General features: G+C 70.4%; 25 protein-coding genes and 1 tRNA gene. 14 read left to right on the plus strand and 12 right to left on the minus strand.

Annotation, left to right across the window (positions count from 1 at the left end):
* Window positions 1–82 precede the first annotated feature (82 nt).
* Window positions 83–745 carry a DUF461 domain-containing protein gene (locus OHS70_RS19845; RefSeq protein ID WP_328399129.1) on the minus strand — a complete coding sequence of 221 codons (663 nt, stop codon included), beginning with the start codon at window positions 743–745 and terminating at the stop codon, window positions 83–85.
* Window positions 746–1,322: 577 nt separating this feature from the next.
* Here OHS70_RS19845 and OHS70_RS19850 point away from each other — a divergent pair.
* From OHS70_RS19850 to OHS70_RS19875, 6 genes are all read left to right on the plus strand, one after another.
* The gene (locus tag OHS70_RS19850) at window positions 1,323–1,805 is read left to right on the plus strand and encodes a CarD family transcriptional regulator (protein WP_003953493.1); all 483 of its coding nucleotides are present in this window, start codon (window positions 1,323–1,325) and stop codon (window positions 1,803–1,805) included.
* Between the two features lie 292 nt (window positions 1,806–2,097).
* On the plus strand, window positions 2,098–2,844 hold the full coding sequence (ispD, locus tag OHS70_RS19855; RefSeq protein WP_328399130.1) for a 2-C-methyl-D-erythritol 4-phosphate cytidylyltransferase: 747 nt from the start codon (window positions 2,098–2,100) through the stop codon (window positions 2,842–2,844).
* Window positions 2,834–3,343 carry a 2-C-methyl-D-erythritol 2,4-cyclodiphosphate synthase gene (gene ispF / locus OHS70_RS19860; protein WP_328399131.1) on the plus strand — a complete coding sequence of 170 codons (510 nt, stop codon included), beginning with the start codon at window positions 2,834–2,836 and terminating at the stop codon, window positions 3,341–3,343. The genes ispD and ispF overlap by 11 nt, the downstream gene beginning before the upstream one ends.
* A gap of 142 nt (window positions 3,344–3,485) precedes the next feature.
* Window positions 3,486–4,886: a cysteine--tRNA ligase gene (gene cysS / locus OHS70_RS19865; RefSeq protein ID WP_328399132.1), complete on the plus strand. Its 1,401-nt coding sequence runs from the start codon at window positions 3,486–3,488 to the stop codon at window positions 4,884–4,886.
* Window positions 4,887–4,970: 84 nt separating this feature from the next.
* A complete protein-coding gene (gene rlmB, locus OHS70_RS19870; RefSeq protein ID WP_328399133.1) occupies window positions 4,971–5,924 on the plus strand; it encodes a 23S rRNA (guanosine(2251)-2'-O)-methyltransferase RlmB in 954 nt (317 codons plus the stop codon).
* 111 nt (window positions 5,925–6,035) lie between these two features.
* On the plus strand, window positions 6,036–7,739 hold the full coding sequence (locus OHS70_RS19875) for a DoxX family protein (protein WP_328399134.1): 1,704 nt from the start codon (window positions 6,036–6,038) through the stop codon (window positions 7,737–7,739).
* Window positions 7,740–7,834: 95 nt separating this feature from the next.
* Here the strand turns inward: OHS70_RS19875 and OHS70_RS19880 are convergent, their stop codons facing one another.
* The 3 genes from OHS70_RS19880 to OHS70_RS19890 all read right to left on the minus strand — a co-directional run bounded on the left by OHS70_RS19880 (window position 7,835) and on the right by OHS70_RS19890 (window position 10,453).
* A complete protein-coding gene (locus tag OHS70_RS19880; RefSeq protein ID WP_328399135.1) occupies window positions 7,835–8,557 on the minus strand; it encodes a nucleotidyltransferase family protein in 723 nt (240 codons plus the stop codon).
* A 100-nt stretch (window positions 8,558–8,657) separates the two neighbouring features.
* A complete protein-coding gene (locus tag OHS70_RS19885; RefSeq protein WP_328399136.1) occupies window positions 8,658–9,080 on the minus strand; it encodes a hypothetical protein in 423 nt (140 codons plus the stop codon).
* Window positions 9,081–9,316: 236 nt separating this feature from the next.
* Entirely contained in the window at window positions 9,317–10,453 is a 1,137-nt protein-coding gene (locus tag OHS70_RS19890; protein WP_328399137.1) for an ABC transporter ATP-binding protein, read from the minus strand.
* 181 nt (window positions 10,454–10,634) lie between these two features.
* Here OHS70_RS19890 and OHS70_RS19895 point away from each other — a divergent pair.
* Window positions 10,635–10,711, plus strand: a tRNA-Thr gene (locus OHS70_RS19895).
* Window positions 10,712–10,811: 100 nt separating this feature from the next.
* Here the strand turns inward: OHS70_RS19895 and OHS70_RS19900 are convergent.
* A complete protein-coding gene (locus OHS70_RS19900) occupies window positions 10,812–12,203 on the minus strand; it encodes an NAD(P)/FAD-dependent oxidoreductase (RefSeq protein WP_328399138.1) in 1,392 nt (463 codons plus the stop codon).
* A gap of 196 nt (window positions 12,204–12,399) precedes the next feature.
* Here OHS70_RS19900 and OHS70_RS19905 point away from each other — a divergent pair, with 196 nt between their 5' ends.
* Complete coding sequence (locus OHS70_RS19905; protein ID WP_328399139.1) at window positions 12,400–12,879, plus strand: GNAT family N-acetyltransferase; 480 nt, start codon at window positions 12,400–12,402, stop codon at window positions 12,877–12,879.
* On the opposite strand, the gene OHS70_RS19910 is transcribed toward OHS70_RS19905, so the two are convergent.
* Window positions 12,876–13,871 carry a zinc-binding dehydrogenase gene (locus OHS70_RS19910; protein WP_328399140.1) on the minus strand — a complete coding sequence of 332 codons (996 nt, stop codon included), beginning with the start codon at window positions 13,869–13,871 and terminating at the stop codon, window positions 12,876–12,878. The two genes, OHS70_RS19905 and OHS70_RS19910, sit on opposite strands and share 4 nt — an antisense overlap.
* Before the next feature lie 129 nt (window positions 13,872–14,000).
* On the opposite strand from OHS70_RS19910, the gene OHS70_RS19915 reads away from it, so the two are divergent.
* Window positions 14,001–14,687, plus strand: a complete 687-nt coding sequence (locus tag OHS70_RS19915; protein WP_328399141.1) for a pentapeptide repeat-containing protein — start codon at window positions 14,001–14,003, stop codon at window positions 14,685–14,687.
* A gap of 355 nt (window positions 14,688–15,042) precedes the next feature.
* Here OHS70_RS19915 and OHS70_RS19920 read toward each other — a convergent pair whose 3' ends face one another.
* Window positions 15,043–15,543 carry a hypothetical protein gene (locus OHS70_RS19920; protein ID WP_328399142.1) on the minus strand — a complete coding sequence of 167 codons (501 nt, stop codon included), beginning with the start codon at window positions 15,541–15,543 and terminating at the stop codon, window positions 15,043–15,045.
* A gap of 172 nt (window positions 15,544–15,715) precedes the next feature.
* On the opposite strand from OHS70_RS19920, the gene OHS70_RS19925 reads away from it, so the two are divergent.
* Entirely contained in the window at window positions 15,716–16,306 is a 591-nt protein-coding gene (locus tag OHS70_RS19925) for a Uma2 family endonuclease (RefSeq protein WP_328405766.1), read from the plus strand.
* 9 nt (window positions 16,307–16,315) lie between these two features.
* Here OHS70_RS19925 and OHS70_RS19930 read toward each other — a convergent pair whose 3' ends face one another.
* Window positions 16,316–16,960, minus strand: coding sequence for a response regulator transcription factor (locus OHS70_RS19930; protein WP_328399143.1), 645 nt, complete (start codon window positions 16,958–16,960; stop codon window positions 16,316–16,318).
* On the minus strand, window positions 16,957–18,072 hold the full coding sequence (locus OHS70_RS19935) for a sensor histidine kinase (RefSeq protein WP_328405768.1): 1,116 nt from the start codon (window positions 18,070–18,072) through the stop codon (window positions 16,957–16,959). The genes OHS70_RS19930 and OHS70_RS19935 overlap by 4 nt, the downstream gene beginning before the upstream one ends.
* 341 nt (window positions 18,073–18,413) lie before the next feature.
* Here OHS70_RS19935 and OHS70_RS19940 point away from each other — a divergent pair, with 341 nt between their 5' ends.
* The gene (locus OHS70_RS19940) at window positions 18,414–18,902 is read left to right on the plus strand and encodes a GlcG/HbpS family heme-binding protein (protein WP_328405770.1); all 489 of its coding nucleotides are present in this window, start codon (window positions 18,414–18,416) and stop codon (window positions 18,900–18,902) included.
* A gap of 115 nt (window positions 18,903–19,017) precedes the next feature.
* Window positions 19,018–20,421, plus strand: a complete 1,404-nt coding sequence (locus tag OHS70_RS19945) for a M1 family metallopeptidase (RefSeq protein WP_328399144.1) — start codon at window positions 19,018–19,020, stop codon at window positions 20,419–20,421.
* A gap of 21 nt (window positions 20,422–20,442) precedes the next feature.
* On the opposite strand, the gene OHS70_RS19950 is transcribed toward OHS70_RS19945, so the two are convergent.
* Together OHS70_RS19950 and OHS70_RS19955 are read right to left on the minus strand one after the other, a co-directional pair.
* A complete protein-coding gene (locus OHS70_RS19950; RefSeq protein ID WP_328399145.1) occupies window positions 20,443–21,156 on the minus strand; it encodes a hypothetical protein in 714 nt (237 codons plus the stop codon).
* A 97-nt stretch (window positions 21,157–21,253) separates the two neighbouring features.
* Window positions 21,254–21,829 (minus strand): TerD family protein, encoded by a 576-nt coding sequence (locus OHS70_RS19955; RefSeq protein ID WP_328399146.1) that lies wholly within the window; start codon window positions 21,827–21,829, stop codon window positions 21,254–21,256.
* 150 nt (window positions 21,830–21,979) lie between these two features.
* Between OHS70_RS19955 and arfB the strand changes: the two genes are divergently transcribed.
* Window positions 21,980–22,408: an alternative ribosome rescue aminoacyl-tRNA hydrolase ArfB gene (gene arfB, locus OHS70_RS19960; protein WP_328399147.1), complete on the plus strand. Its 429-nt coding sequence runs from the start codon at window positions 21,980–21,982 to the stop codon at window positions 22,406–22,408.
* A gap of 70 nt (window positions 22,409–22,478) precedes the next feature.
* Here arfB and OHS70_RS19965 read toward each other — a convergent pair whose 3' ends face one another.
* A complete protein-coding gene (locus tag OHS70_RS19965) occupies window positions 22,479–22,979 on the minus strand; it encodes a flavin reductase family protein (protein WP_443062625.1) in 501 nt (166 codons plus the stop codon).
* A gap of 362 nt (window positions 22,980–23,341) precedes the next feature.
* On the opposite strand from OHS70_RS19965, the gene cdgB reads away from it, so the two are divergent.
* Entirely contained in the window at window positions 23,342–24,985 is a 1,644-nt protein-coding gene (cdgB, locus tag OHS70_RS19970) for a diguanylate cyclase CdgB (protein ID WP_328399149.1), read from the plus strand.
* Window positions 24,986–25,060 lie beyond the last annotated feature (75 nt).

The following is a 25,060-nucleotide window of genomic DNA, read 5'->3' on the forward strand; positions in this document are numbered from 1 at the left end:
GGCCCGTACGCGCCACGCGCCGACGCGACGGAAGGGGCGGCCCACCGGTGTCCGGTGGGCCGCCCCTTCCGTCGTGCTCGTGTCAGTGACCCGCGGAGTGCGACGCCGACGCGTCGTCCGACGGGTGCTCGGCCTCGCCGCCCGCGGCCTCCTCGGCGGGGGAGCCGGACGGAGTGCCCGAGGGGGAGCCGGAGGGAGTGGCGGCAGGCGACTTGGCCGGCGGGGCCGGCACCGTGCTCGGGCCGAAGCCCGCGAAGTAGCTCGTCGCCGGGACGACCAGCGCCTGCATCTTCACGTCGCCGGTCTCGCTGAAGCGGAAGACCACGTTCTGGAAGCCGCCGTCGTTCACGGCCTCGTTCGCGTTCTCGATCACCGCGGAGGCGTTGCCCTTGCCGCCGAAGATGACCCGGCCGCCGGCCGGGACCGTGATCGGGCCGGAACCCTTGGCCGGGCTCAGCTCCACCCGGGCCTCGGTGCCCGGCAGGGTGATCGACTCCAGGGTCTGCGCCTTGACGCCGTCGTTGAAGACGGTCACGGCCACGACCGCGGGGCCCTCCGCGTCCGGCTCGGGCTGGGTGATGACCGTCGCGTTCTGGAGCTTCAGGTTGTCGATCGCCGTCTCGGGGTTGTCCGGCTTGACCTCGAGGGTCTGCGCGCGAGTGCCCGCACCGCAGGCGGAGAGCGAGGCGATCGAGAAGACGATGGCAGCGCCGGCGAGGGCACCGCGTCGAAGGCTGCTGCTCACGGCGGCGGCATCTCCTTGGGCGTACGGACGGGCGGATGGCGGCTGCCACCGGCCGAAGGGCGTGTCAGCTCGCGCTCAGGTTACCGAGCCGCCGACCACGCCCCGCACCCGACCCGCCCTTTGCGGGTGACGGCCCGTCGCACCCCTCGCGGGCGAACGTCTTCCGTATCTTCCGATGTCGCTGTTCCACAGCTCGTTCACAAATCCGCGGTGATCAATTTCCGGGGCGGCCACGCTTTCATTGACGATTACTTGTCGGTGATCAATTCGGATTCGCCGGCGCGTCCGTCCGTACGGGTGACCGAGGTCCGAACGGAGTAGAGGAAGTTCACCATCGAGAACCCGGCAAATCGGGACGTTCACCCACTTTGGAGGAGGATACACGGGGTGTGACAGGGGTGTTTCCGCCTGCCCGTGCAGCCGCTCCGACCTGCGAATACCTCGCTCCGGAAGGCGCCCGCAGCACGTTCCTGTCGCTGTTGTCAAGCCCCGAGATATGCCCTGACCTGCGAAAACGCCATTCAGAAGAAGCCGTATCCGTGTTACCCTGGATAGCCACGGAAGGGGTACCTGTCACATGACGTTCAAGGTTGGCGACACCGTGGTCTATCCCCATCACGGGGCCGCGCTGATCGAGGCCATCGAAACTCGCCAGATCAAAGGCGTGGACAAGACCTACTTGGTGCTCAAGGTCGCCCAGGGCGACCTGACGGTGCGTGTGCCGGCGGACAATGCGGAGTTCGTTGGCGTACGTGATGTGGTCGGCCAGGACGGGCTCGACCGGGTCTTCGAGGTGCTGCGCGCACCGTACGCGGAAGAGCCGACGAACTGGTCCCGTCGCTACAAGGCAAATCTCGAGAAACTCGCCTCCGGCGATGTCATCAAGGTCGCCGAAGTGGTGCGCGACCTGTGGCGTCGTGAGCGCGAGCGCGGGCTGTCCGCCGGTGAGAAGCGGATGCTCGCCAAGGCGCGCCAGATCCTGGTGAGCGAGCTCGCCCTCGCGGAGAACACCAACGAGGACAAGGCCGAGGCTCTCCTCGACGAGGTCCTCGCGTCCTGACGCACAATTAATGCCGCGGTGCCCGCTGACATGCTGTGAAAAACCAGTCTGTCGCCGGGCGCTGCGGCACGCTCATTTCTGATTGCCGTTACCTTCTGCTCACCGCACGCGCCGTGCCCGCCTCCACAGTCCGCACCGTGGATGCGTCAGGTCCGGGCGGCCGACGCAGACCGTAGTCACGGAAGGGTCCGGTCAAGGCGTCGCGCCCGGGCATTCCCCCGACCTTCGGCCGGGGGTACCCCCAGGCCATACCCATGTCGGCCGAGGAAACAAACCTGCCGGAGTGCAACCGATGTCAGACGAATCGCGCCAGTACCGCACCGCAGCCGTGATCCCGGCAGCCGGACGCGGTGTACGGCTCGGCCCCGGCGCCCCCAAGGCGCTGCGCGCGCTGAACGGGACGCCGATGCTCATCCACGCAGTACGCGCCATGGCGGCATCCCGCGCCGTCTCCCTGGTCGTCGTGGTCGCACCCCCCGACGGCGCGCCCGAGGTGAAGCGGCTCCTCGACACCTACGCCCTGCCCGAGAGAACCGACTATCTGGTCGTGCCCGGCGGCGGCACCCGCCAGGAGTCCGTACGCCTCGGCCTCGACGCGCTCCCCGAGGACATCGGCATCGTCCTCGTGCACGACGCCGCCCGCCCGCTGGTGCCCGTCGAAACAGTGGACGCCGTCGTCCAGGCCGTACGTGACGGCGCTCCCGCCGTCGTGCCCGCCCTGCCGCTCGCGGACACCGTCAAGGAGATCGAGCCCGCCGCCCAGGGCGAACCCGAGCCGGTCGTCTTCACCCCCGAACGGGCCCGGCTGCGCGCCGTGCAGACCCCGCAGGGCTTCGACCGCGACACGCTGATGCGCGCCCACGACACCGTCGCCGTCGCGGGCGAAGGCGCCACGGACGACGCGGGCATGGTCGAGCAGCTCGGCGAACCCGTGGTCGTCGTACCGGGCCACGAAGAGGCATTCAAGGTGACCCGCCCGCTGGACCTGGTCCTGGCCGAGGCGGTCCTCGCACGCAGAAGGGCCAACGATGGCTTCTGAGTCCCCGGACATCTCCCCGGGCATCCCGCTGGTCGGCATCGGCACCGATGTGCACGCCTTCGAGCAGGGCCGCGAACTGTGGTGCGCGGGCCTCAAATGGGAGGACAACGACGGCTGGGGCCTCGCCGGACACTCCGACGGTGACGTCGCAGCGCACGCCGCCTGCGACGCTCTCTTCTCCGCCGCCGGCGTCGGCGACCTCGGCGCCCACTTCGGCACCTCCCGGCCCGAGTGGTCCGGCGCCTCCGGTGTGACGTTGCTCGCGGAGGCCGCCCGGATCGTGCGGGCGCAGGGATTCGAGATCGGCAATGTCTCCGTTCAGGTGATCGGCGTACGTCCCAAGATCGGCAAGCGGCGCGACGAGGCCCAGAAGGCACTCTCCGCGGCGATCGGCGCCCCGGTGGCCGTGTCGGGGACCACGACGGACGGCCTCGGACTGACCGGACGGGCCGAAGGACTGGCCGCGATCGCCACCGCCCTCGTCGTCCGGGCCCGCTGACGTCCGCGCCGCGCCACCGCGCTCGAGGTACGGCCGAAAACCGGCTCAGGCCCGCTCGGCGGGCGCTGCAGCGCCACATGAATGTCAACCGAACCCCGGAAGGGGGCGCGGGGCACTGCTATAGGGCCACTACCCTTGATGCGTGACTATTCGCCTGTACGACACCAGCGCCCGGCAGATCCGTGACTTCACCCCGCTTCTGCCGGGTTGTGTCTCGATCTACCTGTGCGGCGCCACGGTGCAGGCCGCCCCGCACATCGGGCACATCCGGTCCGGCCTGAACTTCGACATCATGCGCCGCTGGTTCGAGTACCGCGGCTACGACGTGACGTTCGTGCGCAATGTGACCGACATCGACGACAAGATCATCGCCAAGGCGGCCGAACAGGGCCGCCCCTGGTGGTCCATCGGCTACGAGAACGAGCGTGCCTTCAACGACGGCTACACCGCTCTCGGCTGCCTGCCGCCCACCTACGAGCCGCGCGCCACCGGCCACATCACCGAGATGGTCGAGATGATGCGCGGCCTGATCGAGCGCGGCCACGCCTACGAGGCCGACGGCAACGTCTACTTCGACGTGCGCTCCTTCCCCGGCTATCTCCAGCTGTCCAACCAGGACATCGACGACCTGCGCCAGCCGTCCGGCGAGGGCGAGACCGGCAAGCGCGACCCGCGGGACTTCGCCATGTGGAAGGCGGAGAAGCCGGGTGAGCCGTCGTGGGAGACTCCCTGGGGACGGGGGCGCCCTGGCTGGCACCTGGAGTGCTCGGCGATGGCCCACAAGTACCTGGGCGCCGCCTTCGACATCCACGGCGGCGGAATCGACCTGATCTTCCCGCACCACGAGAACGAGATCGCCCAGGCCAAGGCGTTTGGCGACGACTTCTCCACGTACTGGGTGCACAACGCCTGGGTGACGATCGCCGGCGAGAAGATGGCCAAGTCGCTCGGCAACTCGGTGCTCGTCAGCGAAATGGTCAAGCAGTGGCGGCCGATCGTGCTGCGGTACTACCTCGGCACCCCGCACTACCGCTCCATGATCGAATACAGCGAAGAGGCGCTGCGCGAGGCCGAGTCCGCGTTCGCGCGCATCGAGGGCTTCGTCCAGCGAGTCATCGAGAAGGCGGGGGGCGTCGTCGAGCCCGCCGTCGAAGTGCCGCCGGCCTTCGCCGATGCCATGGACGACGACCTCGGCGTGCCGCAGGCGCTCGCCATCATCCACACCACGGTCCGGCAGGGGAACTCGGCGCTCGCCGCCGACGACAAGGAAGCCGCCGTCGCCCGGCTCGCCGAGGTCCGCGCCATGCTCGGCGTCCTCGGACTCGACCCGCTCGACCCGCAGTGGGCCGGCGAGACCGACCGCGGCGAGGACCTCCACGGCGTCGTCGACACGCTCGTACGGCTGGTGCTTCAGCAGCGCGAGTCCGCCCGTACCCGCAAGGACTGGGCCACGGCGGACGCCATCCGCGACCAGCTCAACCAGTCAGGGCTCGTCGTCGAAGACGGCCCGGACGGTCCGCGCTGGACACTCGGACCCCGCTGACCAGCCACAATGTGCCGCCCGGCCTCCCGGGCGGCACACTTTCTTACGTACGTACGCATTCGAAGCTTCAGGAAACAGGTAGTCATGGCCGGGAACAGCCAGCGCAGGAACCGCCGCACGTCCAACAAGAAGGGCGCGCAGGTCGGCAGCGGTGGCCAGCGACGCCGCGGCCTGGAGGGCAAGGGCCCGACACCGCCCGCCTCCGCCCGTAAGGGGCACAAGAAGAACCGGATCGCGAACGCCCAGGCCAAGAAGACCGCCGCACGCCGTCCGGTCGCCCGCCGTGGCGGCAAGGGCACCTCCGAGATGGTCGTCGGCCGCAACCCCGTCTTCGAGGCGCTGCGCGACGGCGTGCCCGCCTCCACGCTCTACGTCCAGCAGTTCATCGACAACGACGAGCGTGTGCGCGAGGCGCTCCAGCTCGCCACCGGCCGCGGCAACATCAACATCATGGAGGCGCCGCGCCCCGAGCTCGACCGGATGACGAACGGGCTCAACCACCAGGGCCTGGTGCTCCAGGTCCCGCCGTACGAGTACGCGCACCCCGAGGACCTGGCCGCCGCCGCCTTCGACGACGGCGAGGACCCGCTGATCGTCGCCCTCGACGGCGTCACCGACCCGCGCAACCTCGGCGCCGTCGTCCGCTCCGTCTCCGCCTTCGGCGGCCACGGCGTCGTCGTCCCCGAGCGCCGCGCGGCCGGCATGACCGCGGGCGCCTGGAAGACCTCCGCCGGCACGGCCGCCCGTACGCCGGTCGCGCGGGCCACCAATCTGACCCGCGCCCTGGAGTCGTACCAGAAGGCGGGCCTGACCGTCGTCGGACTCGCCGCCGACGGCGACGCGGAGGTCGGCGACCTCGAAGCGCTCGGCGGCCCCGTCGTCATCGTCGTCGGCAGCGAGGGCAAGGGCCTGTCGCGTCTGGTCGGCGAGACCTGCGACTTCCTGGTCCGCATCCCGATGCCCGGCGGCGCCGAGTCCCTCAACGCGGGCGTCGCCGCCGGCGTGGTGCTCTACGAGGCGGCCAAGCGCCGCGGCTGACGCCCTGGATGACCGGACCGGGGCAGAAAACGGCCGAATCGGATCGCTTGACGGGTCTCGGACAGATCGGGCCCGTCACGGCCGTGCCCTAAGTACACATCACTCGGTTAGATGAGTGTGGACACCAGAACGCCCCGGTCCGGGTTCGACGAGCAGCCTGCGCTGAGCATGGTCAAGGTGCACTGCGATCCCGCGCAGGTCATCGTGAACCACGTCAGCTTCCGGGTGCAGCTCGCCCGGAAGCAGCGCCCCGCACCCGTCACCGCACGCCTCGGCTCCCTCGCCGGAGCAGGCCCGGGCGCACGGCGCAGGGCACCCGTCGTATGGAGCGGCAGGTCGGCCCCGGGGGACTCCGGCGCGACCGGCCTGATCCAGGCCGTACGCAACTCCACCCTGTCACACGACACCTTCAACACGGGCGCGACGCAGGTCATGCCGCGGATCGACCTCGACGACGAGACCGTGCAGACCCTCGAGCGGCCCGCGATCGACCACCCCGGCGGCCCCGGTCACCGCAACCGCCCGTTGCTGCCTCCGATGCGGCAGGCGGTCGGCGCCTACGACTCCTACCCCTCCGCCTCGCCCGACCCGTACCCCGCCGCCGACTTCAACGGCCCGAACGAGTCCCGCCCGAACGGCTCACGTCCGTACGACTCACGCCCGTACGCCCCGCACCCGTACGCCTCCGGCCACACACAGGACCAGGAGCCCTACGAGGAAGAGGAGTTCGAGGTCCAGCGCCCGCAAGGCGCCCCACCCCGCTTCGGCGCCGACACCGTACGGCACGCCTACTACCCCGGCCGCCGCATGAACCTCGGCGTCGTACTGCTGCCGCTGCGCGTGTTCCTCGGCTTCATCTCCATCTGCGCCGGCATGGGCAAACTCTGCGACCCCGTCTACTTCGAGGGCGGTGAACGCGGCTCGATGGTCAAGTGGCTCCACTCGCTCCACCCCTGGGGCCTCGCCGAACCACTGCGCGACTTCGCCCTCTCCCACCCCGTCGGCGCGGGCCTGAGCGTCGCCTTCCTCCAGATCGTCGTCGGCGTCCTCACCGTCCTCGGCCTGTGGCAGCGCGCCGCCGCCGTCGTCGGCGCCCTGCTGTCCGCCGCGCTCATCCTGACCGTCACCTGGCGGACCGTCCCCGTCTACGACGCGCCCGACATCATCTTCCTCGCCGCCTGGTCCCCGCTGATCATCGCGGGCGCACCCGTCTACTCCGTGGACGGCCGCCTCGCCGGCGAAGCCTGGCGCACCCTCGGCCCCCGCTCCGAACTGTGGGACCTGCGACGCCGCGTCCTGATCCGCGGCAGCCTGGTCGCCGCCGTGGTCGTCGGCCTCACCATGCTCGTCGGCTCCATGCTCGGCGGCGCCGTACGCTCCACCGAGATGGTCACCGTGCCGGGACCCGGCCAGGACCCGACCAACCACCTGCCCGGATCGCCGCTCGCGCAGGAGTCCGCAGAGCGCAGGCGCAGCTCCTCGGGCACCCGCACGGACAGGCCGGCGCCGTCCACGAGCGGCTCCGCCACACCCGAGGCCGAGAAGTCCACGCCCGCCAAGGACACCGTCCGTGAGACCGGCCGGGTCGGCGAAGCGCCCAGCCAGACACAGGGCACCGGCCGACAGCCGCCCACCGGCTCCCAGCCGGCCCCGCCGCCGTCCAGCAGCTCCGGGCCCACCTCGAGCGGCGGCACCGGCACAGGCGGCGGCAGCACCGGCGGGGGCTCCACCGGCGGCTCAGGCGGCTCGGGAGGCGGGTCCGGCGGCAGCGGCGGCTCGTCCGGCGGGCAGGTCATCGGCGGCCTGCTGGGCTGAGCAGCGCGGCCCACGCGATCACGAAGATGACGCAGATGACGCAAGAGGGCGGTCACCGGATGTCCCGGTGACCGCCCTCGTCCGTGCCATCGACCTCAACGCACCTGAGAAGCAAGCTCCTTGGCGGCCTCGGTCAGATCCTTCGCCGTGTCGATCGCCCGCCAGTACGCCCCCTGCGGCAGCGGAAAGCCCGCCAGCTGCCGCTCACGCGCCAGATGCGGGAACGTGGTGCGCTCATGGTCACCGACGTCCGGCAGCAGCTCGACGAACGCCGCCGAGAACACGTACACACCCGCGTTGATCAGATAGGGCGACGGCGGGGACTCGATGAAGTCCGTGATGTGCCCGAAAGCGTCCGTCTCCACGGCACCCCACGGGATACGCGGACGGGCCAGCGCCAGCGTCGCGACGGCATCCCGCTCCGTATGGAACGCGGCCATCTCGCGCAACGAGAAGCGCGTCCAGATGTCGCCGTTGGTGGCGTACCAGGGCTGGTCGGGATGTGGCAGACGGGCCGCGGCGTACTTCAGGCCGCCACCGCGGCCCAGCGGCTCGGTCTCCACGACCGTCGTGACGCGCAGCGGGAGTTCGGCGTTCTCCAGCCACTCCTGGAGAACCTCGGCGAGATGACCGCAGGACACGACGGCGTCCGTGACGCCCTCGGCGGCGAGCCAGGCCAGCTGATGCCCGATGATCGGGGTCCCCGTACCCGGGATCTCCACCATCGGCTTGGGGCGGTCGTCGGTGTACGGGCGAAGCCGCGAGCCCTGGCCGCCGGCCAGGACCACGGCCTGCGTCGGATACGTAGGCGTTTGCATGCCGTGCACCCTATGCGGCGCGCGGAACGCGGCGCAGACCGGACCCGCGTCGGCGGACCCGGTCCGGGAATCGGCGTCGAAAAGCGGCGCTCCGCGGGCGTCAGCTGCCCTGCGCCTGCTGCGCCACTCCGTAGGCGAAGGAGGTGTCGCACACGGGCCTGGAGAAGGACTGGGCGCGTGTGGGGCCGTAACGGTCCACGGCGGCCCGGCCGAGGGCGCGCGCGATCGACATGCAGTGCTTGGCGAGCGACGGACGCGCCTCGACCTCGCGCTGGAGCCGGGTGAGCGCGGTGCCGGGGTCCTTCGCCTGCAGCTCGGTGAGCAGCCGGTCGCGCAGAACGTCCTGCGGAGCACGGGACTTGGCGCGTACCGACACGTCCTGGGAGGAGGCGGTGAGCATCTGCGACTGGGGCGCCGTGCCTGCCCACGGGACGCTGGTGACCGCGAGGGTTCCGGAGAGCACCAGGACAACGGGCAGAACGAGGGCGAGAGTGCGGCCGATTCGGCGTGCTGAGTGGGTCACGCGAGTGAGCGTAGCGGGGAGTGATGATTTGGCGACATTTAGTCACTCACGTGGGGGATGGTTCGACGATTCTTTTCGAATTACGTGTTGACGACCTGGGGTGAAATGCCGGAACTGTGCTGATCCGACAGGGTATTTGTCGGCATGAAGGAAAAGCCGGACCTCGCACCGCGGTGCAAGGTCCGGCTTCTCTCTGCCGGTTGGTCAGTCACCGAACCGCTCGGTCACCGAACTGCTCAGTCGCTGAGGCGCTCGCCCGTCGAGGTCGCGAAGACGTGCATCTCTCCCGGCCGCGGCACGACGTGCAGCTCGCTGCCCTTGGCCGGCACGGAACGGCCGCCGACACGGACCACGAGGTCCTTGTGCTCACCGCCGACCTGGGCGGAGCCGTACACGTAACCGTCGGCGCCGAGCTCCTCGACGACGTTCACCGAGACGGCGAGGCCGGCCGGAGCGTCCTCGGTGTCCTTCGACAGCGAGCCCGCGGCCGAACCGCCGAGCTCGACGACATCGAAGTGCTCGGGGCGGACGCCGACCGTCACGGTCGTGTCGCCGCGGTCCGCCGCGGCGGACAGGGCCTCACGGGAGACGGGGACGACGCTGTTGCCGAACTTCACACCACCGTCGGTGATCGGCACCTCGACGAGGTTCATGGCCGGGGAGCCGATGAAGCCGGCGACGAAGAGGTTGGCGGGACGGTCGTACATGTTGCGCGGCGAGTCGACCTGCTGCAGCAGACCGTCCTTGAGCACGGCCACACGGTCACCCATGGTCATGGCCTCGACCTGGTCGTGGGTGACGTAGACGGTCGTGATGCCGAGACGGCGCTGGAGCGACGCGATCTGCGTACGGGTCGACACGCGGAGCTTGGCGTCGAGGTTCGACAGCGGCTCGTCCATGAGGAAGACCTGCGGCTCACGCACGATGGCGCGGCCCATGGCGACGCGCTGACGCTGACCGCCGGAGAGGGCCTTGGGCTTGCGGTCCAGGTAGTCGGTCAGGTCGAGGATCTTGGCGGCCTCTTCGACCTTCTTGCGGATCTCGCCCTTGTTGACGCCGGCGATCTTCAGGGCGAAGCCCATGTTGTCGGCGACGCTCATGTGCGGGTACAGCGCGTAGTTCTGGAACACCATCGCGATGTCCCGGTCCTTGGGCGGCAGGTGGGTGACGTCGCGGTCACCGATGCGGATGGATCCGCCGTTGACGTCCTCGAGGCCCGCGAGCATGCGCAGGGACGTGGACTTTCCGCAGCCGGAGGGCCCGACCAGTACGAGGAACTCTCCGTCCTCGATCTCGATCTGGAGCTGGTCGACGGCGGGCTTGTCGGAGCCCGGGTAGATCCGGGTCGCCTTGTCGAACGTGACAGTGGCCATGCTGATGTATCTCCTTCACCGGCAGGAACGTGCCGGACGATCCGAGTAAAGGATGGATGGGTCTAGTCCACCGGAGCGGACCTCCCGTGACGCTACCTGGCGATGTCGGATCTGTCAGCAGTCCATGGGCGACGAAATTCTCGAACGCGGCAGCGCGGGGGTTGGTTACACTGCAACCGCTGCCTCCTTAGCTCAGCTGGCCAGAGCACCGCTCTTGTAAAGCGGGGGTCGTCGGTTCGAACCCGACAGGGGGCTCCAATGCCCAGGACGGCCCGTCCGTCCTGGGCGTTTTCACGCCGTCAGACCTGCCGACTCGGGTGCGAGCTCCCTCCGGCGGTAGTGCCACTCGTCCTCGTCGTCAGCGGCGGCCCGCGATCTTGTCCGCCAGCGTGGCGAGGCGGGACGTGGTGGGGGTGCAGGTGGTGGATTCCTGGTGGTCGGCCTTGCGGTAGGCCGCGTAGAGGCTGCGGACGCCGAGCCAGCGCAGGGGTTCCGGTTCCCAGGTGCGGACCTTGTGGTTGACCCAGGGGAGGGCCGTGAGGTCGGTGGGGCCCGACTGGCCCGAGTCCTGCTGGATCAGGTCGCGCAGGGTGCGGGCCGCGAGGTTGGCGGTGGCCACGCCGGAGCCGACGTAGCCGCCTGCCCAGCCGAGGCCGGTGGCGCGGTCGAGGGTGACGGTGGCGCACCAGTCGCGGGGGACGCCGAGGACGCCGGACCAGGCGTGGTCGATGCGGGCGCCGGCGGTGGTGGGGAAGAAGCGGACGAGGATGTCGCGCAGGGCTTCGACGGTGGCGGGCTGGGTGCGGCCGTCGTTGTCGGTCCTGGAGCCGTAACGGTAGGGGATGCCGCGGCCGCCGATTGCGATGCGGTTGTCGGCGGTGCGCTGGGCGTACATGTAGGCGTGGGCCATGTCGCCGAGGGTTTCGCGGCCGTCCCAGCCGATGGTGTTCCAGGTGGACGGGGGGAGGGGCTCGGTGACGATCATGGAGGAGTTCATGGGGAGCCAGGTGCGGTGCTGGCCCTTGAGGGAGGCGGTGAAGCCTTCGGTGCAGCGCAGGATGTAGGGGGCGCGGACTGTGCCGTAGGGGGTGACGGCGTGCTTGGGTTTGATCTCCGTGACGGGTGTCGACTCGTGGATGGTGACGCCGAGGGCTTCTGCGGCTGCTGCGAGGCCTTTGACGAGTTTTACGGGGTGGAGCCGGGCGCCGTGGGGGGTCCAGGTGGAGGCGATGGCGCCGGTGACGCGGATGCGTTCGGCGGTCTCGCGGGCGCCGAACAGGACGCGGTCCTTCTCGCCGAAGGCGATCTCGACGGAGTGGAAGGCTTTGAGGCGGGCGAGTTGGGCGGGGGTGTGGGCGATTTCGAGGACGCCGCCGTGGTGGATGTCGGCGTCGATGTTCTCTTCGCCGGTGGTGCGTATGACTTCGTCGACGGTGTCGTTCATGGCCTGCTGGAGGCGGACGGCGGCGTCGTGGCCGTGGAGTCGGGCGTAGCGGTCGCGTCCCGCGATGCCGTTGTAGAGCCAGCCGCCGTTGCGGCCGGAGGCGCCGTAGCCGCAGAACTTGGCTTCCAGGAGGGTGATGTTGAGGAAGGGGACGGCTTTTTTGAGGTAGTAAGCGGTCCACAGGCCGGTGTAGCCGCCGCCCACGATGCAGACGTCGGCGGTGGTGTCGCCTGGTAGGGGTTCGCGGGGGAGGGGGGTGCCGTCCTGTGCGTACCAGAACGATATGCCGCCGTTGACGGTGTTCATGTCTGCTGCTGCTTCCCTGCCGGTCGTGTGGGTGTGCGGGGGTGCGCGTGGGGTGTGTGTGGCGGGAATTTACTGCTGCGGCGGGGTTTTCGCGACGCGGGCGGTCGGGGCGCGCTCGGCAGTGGGGGCGGGTGGCCGGTGTCCATTGCTCGGGCGCTGCTGGCACGGCAGGTGTCCGGCGGGGCAGGGTGGGGTCATGATTCGTACTGCTGTACCTGCTGATGTCCCTGTGATTCACGCGATGGTCCGTGAGCTCGCCGACTACGAGAAGGCCTTGGACGAGGCCCGGGCGAGTGAGGAGCAGCTGCGGGAGGCGTTGTTCGGGGAGCGTCCGGCGGCGTTCGCGCATGTCGCGGTGACGGACGAGGGCGAGGTGGCCGGGTTCGCGTTGTGGTTCTTGAATTTCTCGACGTGGCGCGGGGTGCACGGGATCTATCTGGAGGATCTTTATGTGCGGCCGTCGCTGCGGGGCGGCGGGTACGGGAAGGCGCTGTTGACTGAGCTGGCGCGGATCTGTGTGGAGCGCGGCTATGAGCGTCTGGAGTGGTCGGTGCTGGACTGGAACACCCCGTCGATCAACTTCTACAAGTCGCTGGGTGCGAGGCCGCAGGACGAGTGGACGGTGTACCGGTTGACCGACGAGGCGCTGACGGCTCTGGGGGGCGTCGGGTCCTAGGGGATCAGGACGACCTTGCCGATGGTGCCGCGGGTCTCGAGTGCGTGGTGGGCTGCCGCGGCGTCGGCGAGGGGGAAGCGGTGGACGGCGGGGCGGAGCCGGCCGGCGGCGGCTTCGGCGAGAGAGCGGGTTTCGAGGGCGCGCAGGCCGCCTGCTTTCTTGAGCATGGCCGGGCCGAGGACGCTCTCGGAGGTGATGCCGCGTTCGGTGAGTTCCTTGTCGGTGAAGGTGAGGGGCGCGTCGGCGAGGATGCCTTCGCCGGACCAGCCGAAGACGATGTGCCGGCCGCCCTTGCCGAGGAGGTCGACGGCGGCGCGGCCGGGGGTGCCGCCGACGGAGTCGTAGACGACGGTGGCGGTGCGGTCGCCGAGGTGGGCGCGGACCTGGTCGGGCCAGTGGGGGAGTGTGTAGTCGATGGCGAGGTCGGCGCCGTTGGCCTGGACGCGGGTGGTTTTTTCGGGGCCGCCGGCGAGGCCGATGACGGTGGCGCCGGCGTGCTTGGCGTACTGGACGAGGAGTGTGCCGATGCCGCCGGCGGCGGCGGGGACGACGGCGATGTCGTCGGGGCCGAGGTCGGTGTACTGGAGGATGCCGAGTGCGGTGCGGCCGGTGCCGATCATGGCGACGGCTTCGGCTTCGTCGAGGGGGTCGGGGACGGTGTGGAGTCGGTCGGCGTCGGTGACGGCGAGTTCGGCGTAGCCTCCGGGGGCGGTGCCGAGGTGGGCGACGACGCGTTTGCCGAGCCAGTTCTTGTCGGTGCCTTCGCCTGTGCGGTCCACGGTGCCGGCGACTTCGCGGCCGGGGATGGTGGGCAGGGGGGTGGGGGTGGGGAAGGGGCCTTGCGCGCCTTGGCGCAGTGAGGTGTCGAGGAGGTGGACGCCGGCTGCGGCGACGGCGATCCGTACTTGGCCAGGGCCGGGTTCGGGGTCGTCGGTCGTTTCGTAGGTGAGGTTTTCCGCGGGGCCGAAGGCGTGGAGGCGGATGGCGTGCATGGCGGGACTCCTCGTAGGTGTGTGTGGTCCGGGTGGCTACGAGGAGGACTCTTCAACCTCAAGTTTGCTTGAGGTCAAGCGGCGGTGCGGGTGCGGGGTGTTGTCAGTGGCGGAGGCCACCATGGGGTCATGGCGAAGGCACGCAGGACGACGACGGCCGCGCGGGTGGCGGAGGTGCGGCTGCCGCCGCTCGAGCCGTACGAGGGGGGTGGGCTGGAGCCGGACGGGGACTACGACGGCCTGGAGTTCGCGGGCCTGGATCTCGGTGGGCAGTCGGGGCGGGGCGCGCGGTTCATCGACTGTGCGCTGCGGGAGTGCGCGCTGGACGGGACGGAGCTGGTGCGGGCCCGGTTCGTCGACAGCGTGCTGAGCGGTGTGCGGGGGGTGGGGGCGGACCTGGGGGGTGCGTCGCTGCGGGACGTGGAGGTGACGGACGCGCGGCTGGGAGGGGCGCAGCTGCATGGCGCGGCGCTGGAGAGGGTGCTGATCAGGGGCGGGAAGATCGACTATCTGAATCTGCGGGAGTCGAGGCTGACGGACGTCGTCTTCCAGGGATGTGTGCTGTCCGAGGCGGATTTCGGGGGCGCGCAGCTGGAGCGGGTGGAGTTCCGGGACTGTGTGCTGCGGCGGGTGGACTTCACGGCGGTGCGGATGAAGGACGTCGATCTGCGGGCGGTGGCGGAGCTGGATATCGCGCGGGGGGTGGAGCGGCTGGCGGGGGCGGTGATCAGTACGGCTCAACTGCTGGATCTGGCTCCGGCGTTCGCGGCGCAGATCGGGGTGCGGGTGGAGGACGGTCCGGGCGGTCGCGGGTAGGCCCGGGCGTGGGGTGGGCGGCCGGGGGCTGCCGGCCGCTGGGCCCTGTCCGGGCGATCTTGTCGGGCCTGGGACGCTCCCCCAGAGCTTCTCCCCCAGGACTCCGTCCGGGGGGACCCCCAGGAGGTACCCCGGCTACGGCACCTCGCTGTGTTGTCGGAGTCGCCCAAGTGCGTCCGGTACGAGGGCGATCTCCTCCGGCCTCCGGCCGGGCGGTACCCCTACCGGCTTGCGATACGTCCCCTCGGCCCTGGTGGGCCTGGGGAGGCCCCATGCCTCGGCCCTGGTGGGCCTGGGGAGGCCCCATGCATCCGACGCCGCAGGCTGATCCTCGAAGATCGCCGGGACAGGTGGCCTAGGTGGTGCGCGGGAAGCGGGCCTGGAGGTCCCAGATCAGGGGGTTGCCGGCCAGGCCGTCGTGCATGTCCGTGAGGTCGGCGATGAGGTCGTGCAGGAAGTCGCGTGCTTCGCGGCGCAGTTCGCCGTGGTTGAAGGTCAGCGGCCGTTCGTCGCCCGGCATCCAGTCGGCCTCGACGTCCACCCAGCCGAAGCGCCGTTCGAAGAGCATGCGGTCGCTGGACTCGGTGAAGTCGAGCTCGGCGTACCGGGGCTTTGCGGCGCGGCTGCCGAGGGGGTCGCGGTCGAGCTGCTCGACGATGTCGCACAGGGCCCAGGCGAAGTCCAGGACGGGCACCCATCCCCAGGCTGTGGACACCTCGCGGTCCTCCTTGGTGTCCGCGAGGTACACGTCACCGCAGAAGAGGTCGTGCCGCAGGGCCTGGACGTCCGCGAGCCGGTAGTCGGTCTGCGGGGGGTCGGGGAAGCGGCGGGAGAGGGAGTAGCCGATGTCGAGCACGTAGGCGATGGTGTCACGCCTGGTGGCGTGTGCCGTATGGCCGGGTCAGCGGTGAGCGCGGGACCTGCGGAAACGTATCGCTTTCACGCGCGGGTGATGAATCCGGGTTTACGGCCGAGAGGGCGGCATACGCTGGCAGTGTCGCACTGCGCGAAGGAGGTCCGCCGTGGCAATGCCTGTTCCCGAGTACGGGACCGAGAACGACGAGTTCGAGTACAAGAACCCGGCCATGTCTGTGGAAGAGGCCTTCGACGTATTCAGTGCGGCTGCCCCGGATGGGTGGCGCGTGGAATTGATCGAAGGGGAGATCCACGTGACGCCTCCTGCCAATGGCGAACACGAAGAGATTGTTTCGGAGCTCAGTGGGCAGGTGCGTGACCACCGTAAGGATCTGGGTCGTTACACGGGGATCGGGCTCTTCGTCCCAGGAGCCTCGATGACGGGAAAGATCGTGCCGGACCTCGTGGTCGCACCGAAGGGCAGTTTCTGCGACCGGCAGGAGTACCACGATCCGTCGCCCGTGCTGCTGGTCGCAGAGGTGACGTCGGACTCGACCGCCGGCAATGACCGTGTCAAGAAGATCCGCGGTTACGCCCGAGCGGGAATCCCCGTGTACCTGCTCATCGACCGTGAGGCCGAGCAGGCTGTGCTGTGCACGGAGCCCGTGGGCGAGGACTACGAGCAGAAGGTGCCCTACGGCCTGTCCAAGATCATCCCGCTGCCCGAGCCGCTCGGCTTCGAGCTCGACACCGGCGAGTTCTGAGCCGGCCGGTCACAGCAGCAGCCGCTGCTCCTTCGCCACCGCCACCGCCCCCGCCCGTGTGTCCACGCCCAGCTTGGCGTAGATGCGGCCCAGGTGTGTCTTCACCGTCGCCTCGCTGATGAACAGGGCGCGCGCGATCTCCCTGTTGCCCAGGCCCTGGGCGAGCTGGCCGAGGATGTCGCGTTCGCGGTTCGTCAGGGTCGGGCCGGCCGCGCCCCGCATGCGGTCCATGACGCGGCCGGCGACCGGGGCCGACAGTGCGGTGCGCCCCTCGGCCGCCGCGCGGATCGCCGCGAAGAGCTCCTCGGGCCGCTCGGCCTTCAGCAGATAGCCCGTCGCGCCCGCCTCGATGGCGCGGGTGATGTCGGCGTCCGTGTCGTATGTGGTGAGCACCAGGACATGGACCTCGGGGGAGGCGATCCGGCGGGTGGCCTCGACCCCGTCGATGCCCGCCCCGAGCTGGAGGTCCATCAGTACGACGTCCGGCTTCCGTTTGGCGGCCATGGCGACGGCCTCCTCACCGCTGCCCGCCTCGCCCACGACCTCGATGTCGCTCTCGCTGCCAAGGAGGGCGAGCAGTCCGGCGCGTACGACCGCGTGGTCGTCGCAGAGCAGGATCCGTGTGCCGTGCAGGGCCGCCTTGCCGACCGTCATGGCATCTCCAGGGGGATGGCCGCCGAGAGCACCGTGCCCTCGCCCGGCGTCGACTCGATGGTCAGGGTGCCGCCGAGTTGGCGGGCTCTGGCCCGCATGGCGGGCAGGCCGTGGCCGCGTACGCCGCCGGGCGCCGCGCCGGCCTCGAAGCCCCGGCCGTCGTCCGCGATGTCGAGGACGACCTGGTCCTCGAGGTAGGTCAGGGTCACCGCGGTGGCGTTCGCGCCGGCGTGCTCGCGGACGTTCGCCAGTGCGCCCTGGGCGATGCGCAGGAGTGCCGACTGCACCCGCTCGGGCAGGGCGACCGGTGTGCCGTCGACCTGGAAGCCCGCGGACTCGCGCGCCGCGACCGTACGCAGCGCCTCTTCCAGGCTGCCGCCCTCGGCGAGGTCGGCGGGGGCCAGGTCGTGGACGAAGCGGCGGGCCTCGGCGAGGTTGTGCTCGGCGATCGACCGCGCGGTGCGGACATGGCGGCGGGCGGTCGCAGGTTCGCCGTCCCAGGTGCGCTCGGCGGCCTGAAGCAGCATCTGCTGGCTGGACAGGCCCTGTGCGAGGGTGTCGTGGATCTCCATGGCGAGACGCTGCCGTTCGGCGAGGGTGCCTTCGCGGCGTTCGGTGGCGGCCAGTTCGCGGCGGGTCGTGATCAGGTCGTCGATGAGTGCGCGCTGGTGGCCGGCGAGCCGTTCGGCGTGGACGAAGACGGCGGTGGCGATCGCCGCGACGGCAGGTGGGGCGATGACGAGGTTGGGGTCGAAGCCGCCGTGCGCGAGCTTGAGCTGCGCGGCGACCACGAACACGGTGAGCAGCGTGACCAGGGCGATCGCGGCGCGTATCGGCAGCGTCCGCAGCCCCGTGTAGAAGAGGGGCACCGCGCACCAGGCGAAGCTCGGCGCGAGAACGACCAGCACCATCCACACCGCGACGATGGTGAACAGCCACAGGCGCACGAGCAGGCGGGGTGTGGCACGCGGGCCGAACACCGGCCCGAGGACGTACAGAACGGCGAGCGCGGCGGACAGCCCGATGATCCACGGGGAGCGGATCTCCCAGGGGTGGCGCAGCAGATAGCGGGCGAGGGAGGCGCCGAGCAGCAGGAAGAAGGCGGCGTGCATGACCCGGGCCAGCCAGCGGGCGTCGGGGTCCTGCTCGTGCACGGTTGACTCCTTGCTCGTCGCCGGTCTCCGGACGCCGGTCGTCGGGCGCTTTCACCAGGGCTGTGACCTGGTCGTACGGATCCATCGTCGCCTGCGCGGACCGGGGCGGCATCAGCCGATCGGCTGACATGGCCGTCGTCCGTCGTGCGCGGGGACGGCAGCCGGTCCGCGGACCGTGGAAGGCCGGTGGCCGCCGGAGGATCGATGACAGAGCGAACGACCCCCTCGGCCTCAAGGAGCCACCCGTGAAGAAGATCCTGATCGGTGCCACCGCCACCGCAGCCGTCGTCGCCGCCGGTATGGCCGGCGCCGTCTCCGCCGGCGCGGCCGCCCCGGCCGCCGGGCCGGGGCCGGCCGTGACGGCCGATGTCCCGGACCGCGGTCTGCGGCAGTCCACGCACCTGACGATCGAGGCCGCGACCAGGGCCGCGCAGGCGACGCTGAAGGCCGCCGAGAAGGAGAACCAGCGCATTACCGTCGCCGTCGTCGACCGCAACGGCAACACGATCGTCACGCTGCGCGGCGACGGCGCCGGCCCGCAGTCGTACGAGTCGGCCGAGCGCAAGGCGTTCACCGCGGTGTCCTGGAACGCGCCCACCTCCGTGCTGGCCGGGCGTCTGGCCCAGGCCCCGAACCTGAAGGACATCCCGGGCACGCTGTTCCTCGCGGGCGGGGTCCCGGTCACGGTCAAGGGCGCCCCCGTCGCGGGCATCGGTGTGGCGGGCGCGCCCAGCGGTGACCTGGACGAGAAGTTCGCTCAGGCCGGAGTCGCCTCGCTCGGCAGGTGACCGTCGTCGGCCCGGTGAGCGGCGTGAGCCCCCGTACCGGTGCCGACCGGCGCTCGCCGGCCGTCCCGGCCTGCCTGGGGAGACCGGTGCGCGGCGTCCGGCCTAGGATCATGAAGTGCACTCCTGTCGTCCTGCCCGGACCGCCGTCCCGGCCGCCGCCGTCGCCCTGCTGCTCGTGACCGGCAGCGCGGGCTGTACCGGCGGCGGTGCCGGTGTGCAGGGCACACCGGGTGCCGCAGGTCTGCGTGACCCGTTGTTCCCCAAGCTCGGCAACGGCGGATACGACGTCCGGCACTACGGACTGACCCTCGGCTACGACCCCGCCACCGGCCGTCTCAAGGGCACCGCGGAGATCACCGCACGCGCCACCCAGGACCTGAGCGCCTTCCATCTCGATCTGCGCGGGATGACGGTCCACGGCGCGACGGTCGACGGGGCGGCGGCCGCGACCAACCGGGCCGGCGACGAACTCACCGTGCGTCCGCGTGACGACATCGAGAAGGGCGCCAAGTTCCGTACGGTCATCCGCTATTCGGGCACTCCGCGTCCGGTCACCAATCCGGACGAGTCCCAGGAGGGCTGGCTGGCGAGTGAGGGCGGGGCTCTGGCGGTCGGTGAGCCCACCGGGTCGTCCACGTGGTTCCCCGGCAACCACCACCCCTCCGACAAGGCGACGTACGACATCGCGGTGACCGTCCCCGCGGGCCTCAAGGCCGTCTCCAACGGCGAGTTGACCAGCGAGCGCACCCGTGGCGGGAAGACCACCTTCGTCTGGCGCTCGAAGCAGCCGATGGCGGGCTATCTCGCCACTCTCGCCGTCGGTGACTTCCGGGTGGCGTCCTCGCGTACCCCCGCCGGGTTGCCTGTGATCACCGCGGTCGACCCTGCGGTGGCCGAGGACAGTGCGGAGCTGCTGGGCAGGATTCCCGAGATCATGAAATGGGGGACCGGGAAGTTCGGCCCGTACCCGTTCTCGTCGACCGGCGCGATCGTGGTGCCGACGGACGAGGTCGCCTATGCCCTGGAGACCCAGTCCCGTCCCGTTTTCCCGCAGGAGCAGTTCGACGAGCCGACCCTCGTGCACGAGATCGCCCACCAGTGGTTCGGAAACTCGGTCTCGCCCGCGTCCTGGCAGGACATCTGGCTGAACGAGGGCTTCGCCACCTACGCCGAGTGGCTGTGGGCCGAGGAGGCCGACGGCACACCGGTGGAGGAAAGCTACGAGGAGGCGTTCGCCGACGACGAGAACTGGGCCTTCCCGCCCGCCGATCCGCCGGGCGCCGAGGACATCTTCGCAAGGCCCGTGTACATGCGCGGGGCGATGGTGCTGCACAAGGTGCGCGAGGCGGTCGGCGACGAGAGGTTCTTCTCCATCGTGAAGGGCTGGGCGGCGAAGCACCGCCACGGCAACGCCACCACCGACGACTTCACCGCGTATGTGGAGAAGGAGTCGGGCAAGGATCTGACGGAGCTGTGGGACGTGTGGCTGTACGGGGAGGAGAAGCCGGCGCGGCCCTGACCGGCAGGTGCGTCGGCCCGGTCATTTCGCCCAGGGCGGGGAGAACTCGATGTGCAGCTCGTCCCAGCCGCCTGCCTGCAGCTCCTCCCAGGTGAACAGGCCTCGGCAGACGTGGTAGTTGCAGCCGCCCGCGATGTAGAGCCCGCTCGCGGCGGCGGGCGGCCCCTCCTCGGTGACGGCGAACACCTGCCGGGCGGCTTCCCGCAGGGCTGGTGTGGTGCCGGTGAGGAACAGCGTCTCGGCGAATTCGTCCTGGCGCAGCCCGCTGCTGTCGGGGTCGCTCCACGGTGCGCGGCCGCTCGCGTGGCCGGCCTGCAGATCGGATTCGGGCACGCTCGCGGTGCGGGTCTCGCGCGGTGCGTTCCCTGCGGTCAGCCGCTCCCGCAGTTTCTTCCACCGGGTGGGCCGGAACTGCACGGCCCGGTGCGCCAGTACGAGGTCGAGCGGCTTCTCGTCCTCCCAGCCGACTCCGGGGGCGGTCGCGGTGGTGCGCATGGGCAGGTGGACCAGGGTGCGGGGGGAGCGCGCCGCGAGCAGGAACAGGGTTCCGATGCGGTGGCCGTCGGGCCGGTCGACGTACAGGTCGAGCGAGCGGCGGCTGCGGTAGAAGGCGCCGTTCTTCAGCGGCTTCGCCGGGGAGACGACCCGGAACTCCGTGCCGTCCATCCGTACCCGCTGGACGGTTATCTTCAGGCGCAGGCTGTCCCGGGTCAGGGGTGCCCTCGAGGCGGTCATCCTGGTGTCTCCTGCTTCTGGTTCGGTCCGCCGGAAGGCACACAGTAGGGCCCCGGCGTGTGCCGGGGCCCTGTGTTTTCGCTCGTGGATCCTGACGTCAGAGGTTGACGCCGAAGTCGCGGGCGATGCCTTCGAGGCCGGAGGCGTAACCCTGGCCGACGGCGCGGAACTTCCACTCCGCGCCGTTGCGGTACAGCTCGCCGAAGACCATGGCGGTCTCGACCGCGGCGTCCTCGCTCAGGTCGTAGCGGGCGAGCTCGGCGCCGCCGGCCTGGTTGACGATGCGGATGTAGGCGTTGCGCACCTGGCCGAAGTTCTGCGAGCGGGTGACGGCGTCGTAGATGGAGACCGGGAAGACGATCTTGTCGACGTCGGCGGGCAGGCCGGCGAGGTTGACGTTGATCTGCTCGTCGTCGCCGCCGCCCTCGCCGGTGCGGTTGTCACCGGTGTGCACGATGGTCTGGTCCGGCGTGGACTTGTTGTTGAAGAAGACGAAGTGAGCGTCGGACGCGACCTTGCCCCCGGCGTTCACGCCGATGGCGGAGGCGTCGAGGTCGAAGTCGGTGCCGGTGGTGGTACGGACGTCCCAGCCGAGGCCGACCGTGACGGCGGTCAGGCCCGGTGCCTCCTTGGTGAGCGAGACGTTGCCGCCCTTGGACAGGCTTACTGCCATTGGGAAGTCCCCTTCGTGATCGAGTGTGTCGGGCTTCGAGTCCTCCCGAAGCTACCGTCATCCGTCATAACGCAGGCAGGGGACTGCCAGGTTCCATAAGCGGGCGGAAAAGAGGATGACGGTCCGTCGAACCCGCGGGACCATGGACACATGTCCGGGCCCTACATCATCCGTGGCTCGGTCTCCCTGCCGGAGGCCGAGCTGATCTGGCGTTTCTCGCGGTCCTCGGGGCCCGGCGGCCAGCACGTCAACACCAGCGACTCGCAGGTGGAGCTGCGCTTCGATCTCGCGAGGACGCAGGCGCTGCCCCAGGTCTGGAAGGACCGCGCGCTGGAGCGGCTCGCGGGCCGGCTGGTGGGTGGGGTGGTCGCGGTCCGTGCGTCGGAGCACCGCAGTCAGTGGCGCAACCGCGAGACGGCGGCGGTACGGCTGGCGTCCTTGCTGGCGGAGGCGACGGCGCCGCCGCCGAGGCCGCGGCGGGCGACGAGGATTCCGCGGGGCATCAACGAGCGGCGGCTGCGCGAGAAGAAGCAGCGGGGCGACACGAAGCGGGGGCGGTCGGGGCGGGACTGGACCTGAGTCTCCCGGGGGCTCCTGCCCCGCACCCCGCGGTCCTGCGGCGGCCGCCGGTGCCGCAGCTGTCGCTGCCTCACCCCAGGTGCCGGTAGCGCCCCTTGTAGTACGTCAGCGGGCCGCCGTCGCCTCCCGTGAGGCCGACGTTGAGGACGCGGCCTGTGACCAGCGTGTGGTCGCCCGCCTCGATCCTGTTCTCCGTACGGCATTCCAGCGTCGCCAGTGCCCCGGTGATCAGCGGGGCGCCGCACACCTCGCCCCGTTCGTACGCGATGTCCGCGAAGAGCAGGCGGTCGCTGACGCGGCCCTTCATGGCGAAGCGGCCCGCGACCTGGCGCTGGGTGTCGGTGAGGAGCGAGACGCCCCACAGCGGGACGTCCGTGAGCAGGTCGTCCATGCGTGAGCCGTTGCGCAGGCTCACCAGGACCAGCGGCGGGTCCAGGGAGACCGACATGAACGCCGTCGCGGTCATGCCCACGTCCTCGCCGCGCGGTCCGTCGTCGGGGTCGTGCGCGGTCACCAGGACCACGCCCGCCGCCAGGCGGGACATGGCGGCGCGGAACTCCTCGTTGCTCACCCCCTCAGCATGGGGGATGGCGGAAGTGGCGGTATCAGGGGTCGTCTGCAACACACCAGGAACGCTAGATGCGGCCGCCGCCCGCCCGCATCGGGCCAGGGGACCAGGGCCGGTGCGGGCCGGTCCTAGGACCGGCCTCGTGGACCCGCTCGCGCGCGCATGGGTTCAAGAAAGCGACGGCCGTCCCGCGCTCCTGTGTCTGACTCTTCATCACCTGATGTGACTTGACTCACAGAGGCCATGAATTGTTGACCCTGTGTACCGGGTGGGCAGCTCGCTGTGATTCAGTGGCGGGGACAGACCAATCAGTACGCCGATGAGAACCCTGGAGTTTGCTGTCGAAGTCTCGGGGAGAGCGAGCGATGGAGACCGAGTCGGAGCCCTACGTCCGTCTTGCGACCCTGCGGCAGCTGCACCAGGTGGTCGCGGACCTCAACACGGCCCGTAGCCTGGCCGACACCCTGCAGACCGTCGCCGACGGAATCGTCGCCGGTCTGGGATACGAGCTGGCCTGTGTCAACCTCGTGCGCCCCGATGGTGATCTCGTCGTCGCCGCGTTCGCCGGCAGCGCCGCCGCCGAAGCCCTCATCACCGGCCGTGTCGGCTCCCGCCCGTCCTGGGAGCGCAGGCTGTCCATGGGCGAGGCATGGGGCGAGCTCCGCTTCATCCCGCACACCGAGGGCTGGGTCCTCATAGAGGACGACGTTCCGCAGTGGCACACCGAGGGCCCCGAGCCCCGCTTCGACGACGAGTGGCATCCCCACGACCGCCTCTACGCCCCGATGTACGCATCGGGCGGCGGCCGCGAGCTGCTCGGCGTGATCTCCGTCGACCGGCCGCGCAACGGACGCCGGCCCGGCCCGTGGGGCCAGGAGGCGCTGCAGATGTACGCCTCCCAGGCCGGGATCGCGATCAGCAACGCCCGGCTGCGCGCCAACATGCAGCGGGCCCTGGTCCGTCTGGAGCGCGAGCAGCAGGCTCTGCGCGCGAGTGAGGAATCCTTCCGTCAGGCGTTCGAGTACGCCCCCTCCGGCATGGCGATCGCCGAGATGGGCGGCGACCAGCACGGCCGGCTGCTGCGCACCAATGACGCGCTGTGCCGCCTGCTGGGGCGGCCCGCCTCCGCGATGCGGCGGTACTCCTTCGCCGACCTGGTCCACCCCGAGGACGTCGGCACGCTGCTGCGTACCTCGGCCGAGGGCGGCCGGGCCGAGATCAGACTGGGCCGCCGCGACGGCACGTATGTCTGGGTGTCGCTGCGCAACTCCGTGGTCGCCGACACCGCCGACGGCCCCCGTTTTCTGCTCACGCACGTCGAGGACATAGAGGACCGCAAACGCCATGAGCTGCAGCTCGCGCACCGCGCCTCGCACGACGCGCTGACCGGTCTGCCCAACAGCGCCGAGCTGCGCGCACGCCTCAGCTCCCGGCTGTGCGAGCGGCCGAACGCGGCGTACGCCGGTGACATCGAGGCGCTGGACGCCGCCTACGACAGGGACGGCGAGGGACTCTTCCGCGGAGACGGTTTCGGCTTCGACGCGGTCGGCACCCGCGCGTACGACCACCATGTGCACACCGTCGCACCGGACGGCGAGTACGACGACGGGGCCAAGGGCCTCGCGGTGCTCTTCTGCGACCTGGACGGCTTCAAGTCGATCAACGACCGCTTCGGGCACCAGACGGGCGACGCCGTCCTGGTCGAGGTCGCGCGCCGGCTCACCACCGGCGTACGGGACGGTGACACGGTCGCCCGGCTCGGCGGCGACGAGTTCGTGGTCCTCGCCGACGGGCTGGGCGCCGCGGACGCGGCGGACCTCGCCGTACGCCTGCGCAACGCGATCATCCTGCCCATCCGGGTGGGCGGCAGGGGCGTGCGCGTCGGCGCGAGCTTCGGAATCGGCTGGGCCAGTTGCGGGATGTCCGTGGAGGAAGTGTTGCAGTCCGCCGACCAGCGGATGTACATCGAGAAAAGGTCGCGTTCCAAGGTGCATCGCCGCGCCGGATGAGTCCTACGCCACCCGGTGGACCAGCATGCACCGGGTAGGCTCGGCCGCGTCAGCGTTGTGCTGACGAGATGGTGA

This window comes from Streptomyces sp. NBC_00390, assembly GCF_036057275.1.
Classification (GTDB): domain Bacteria; phylum Actinomycetota; class Actinomycetes; order Streptomycetales; family Streptomycetaceae; genus Streptomyces.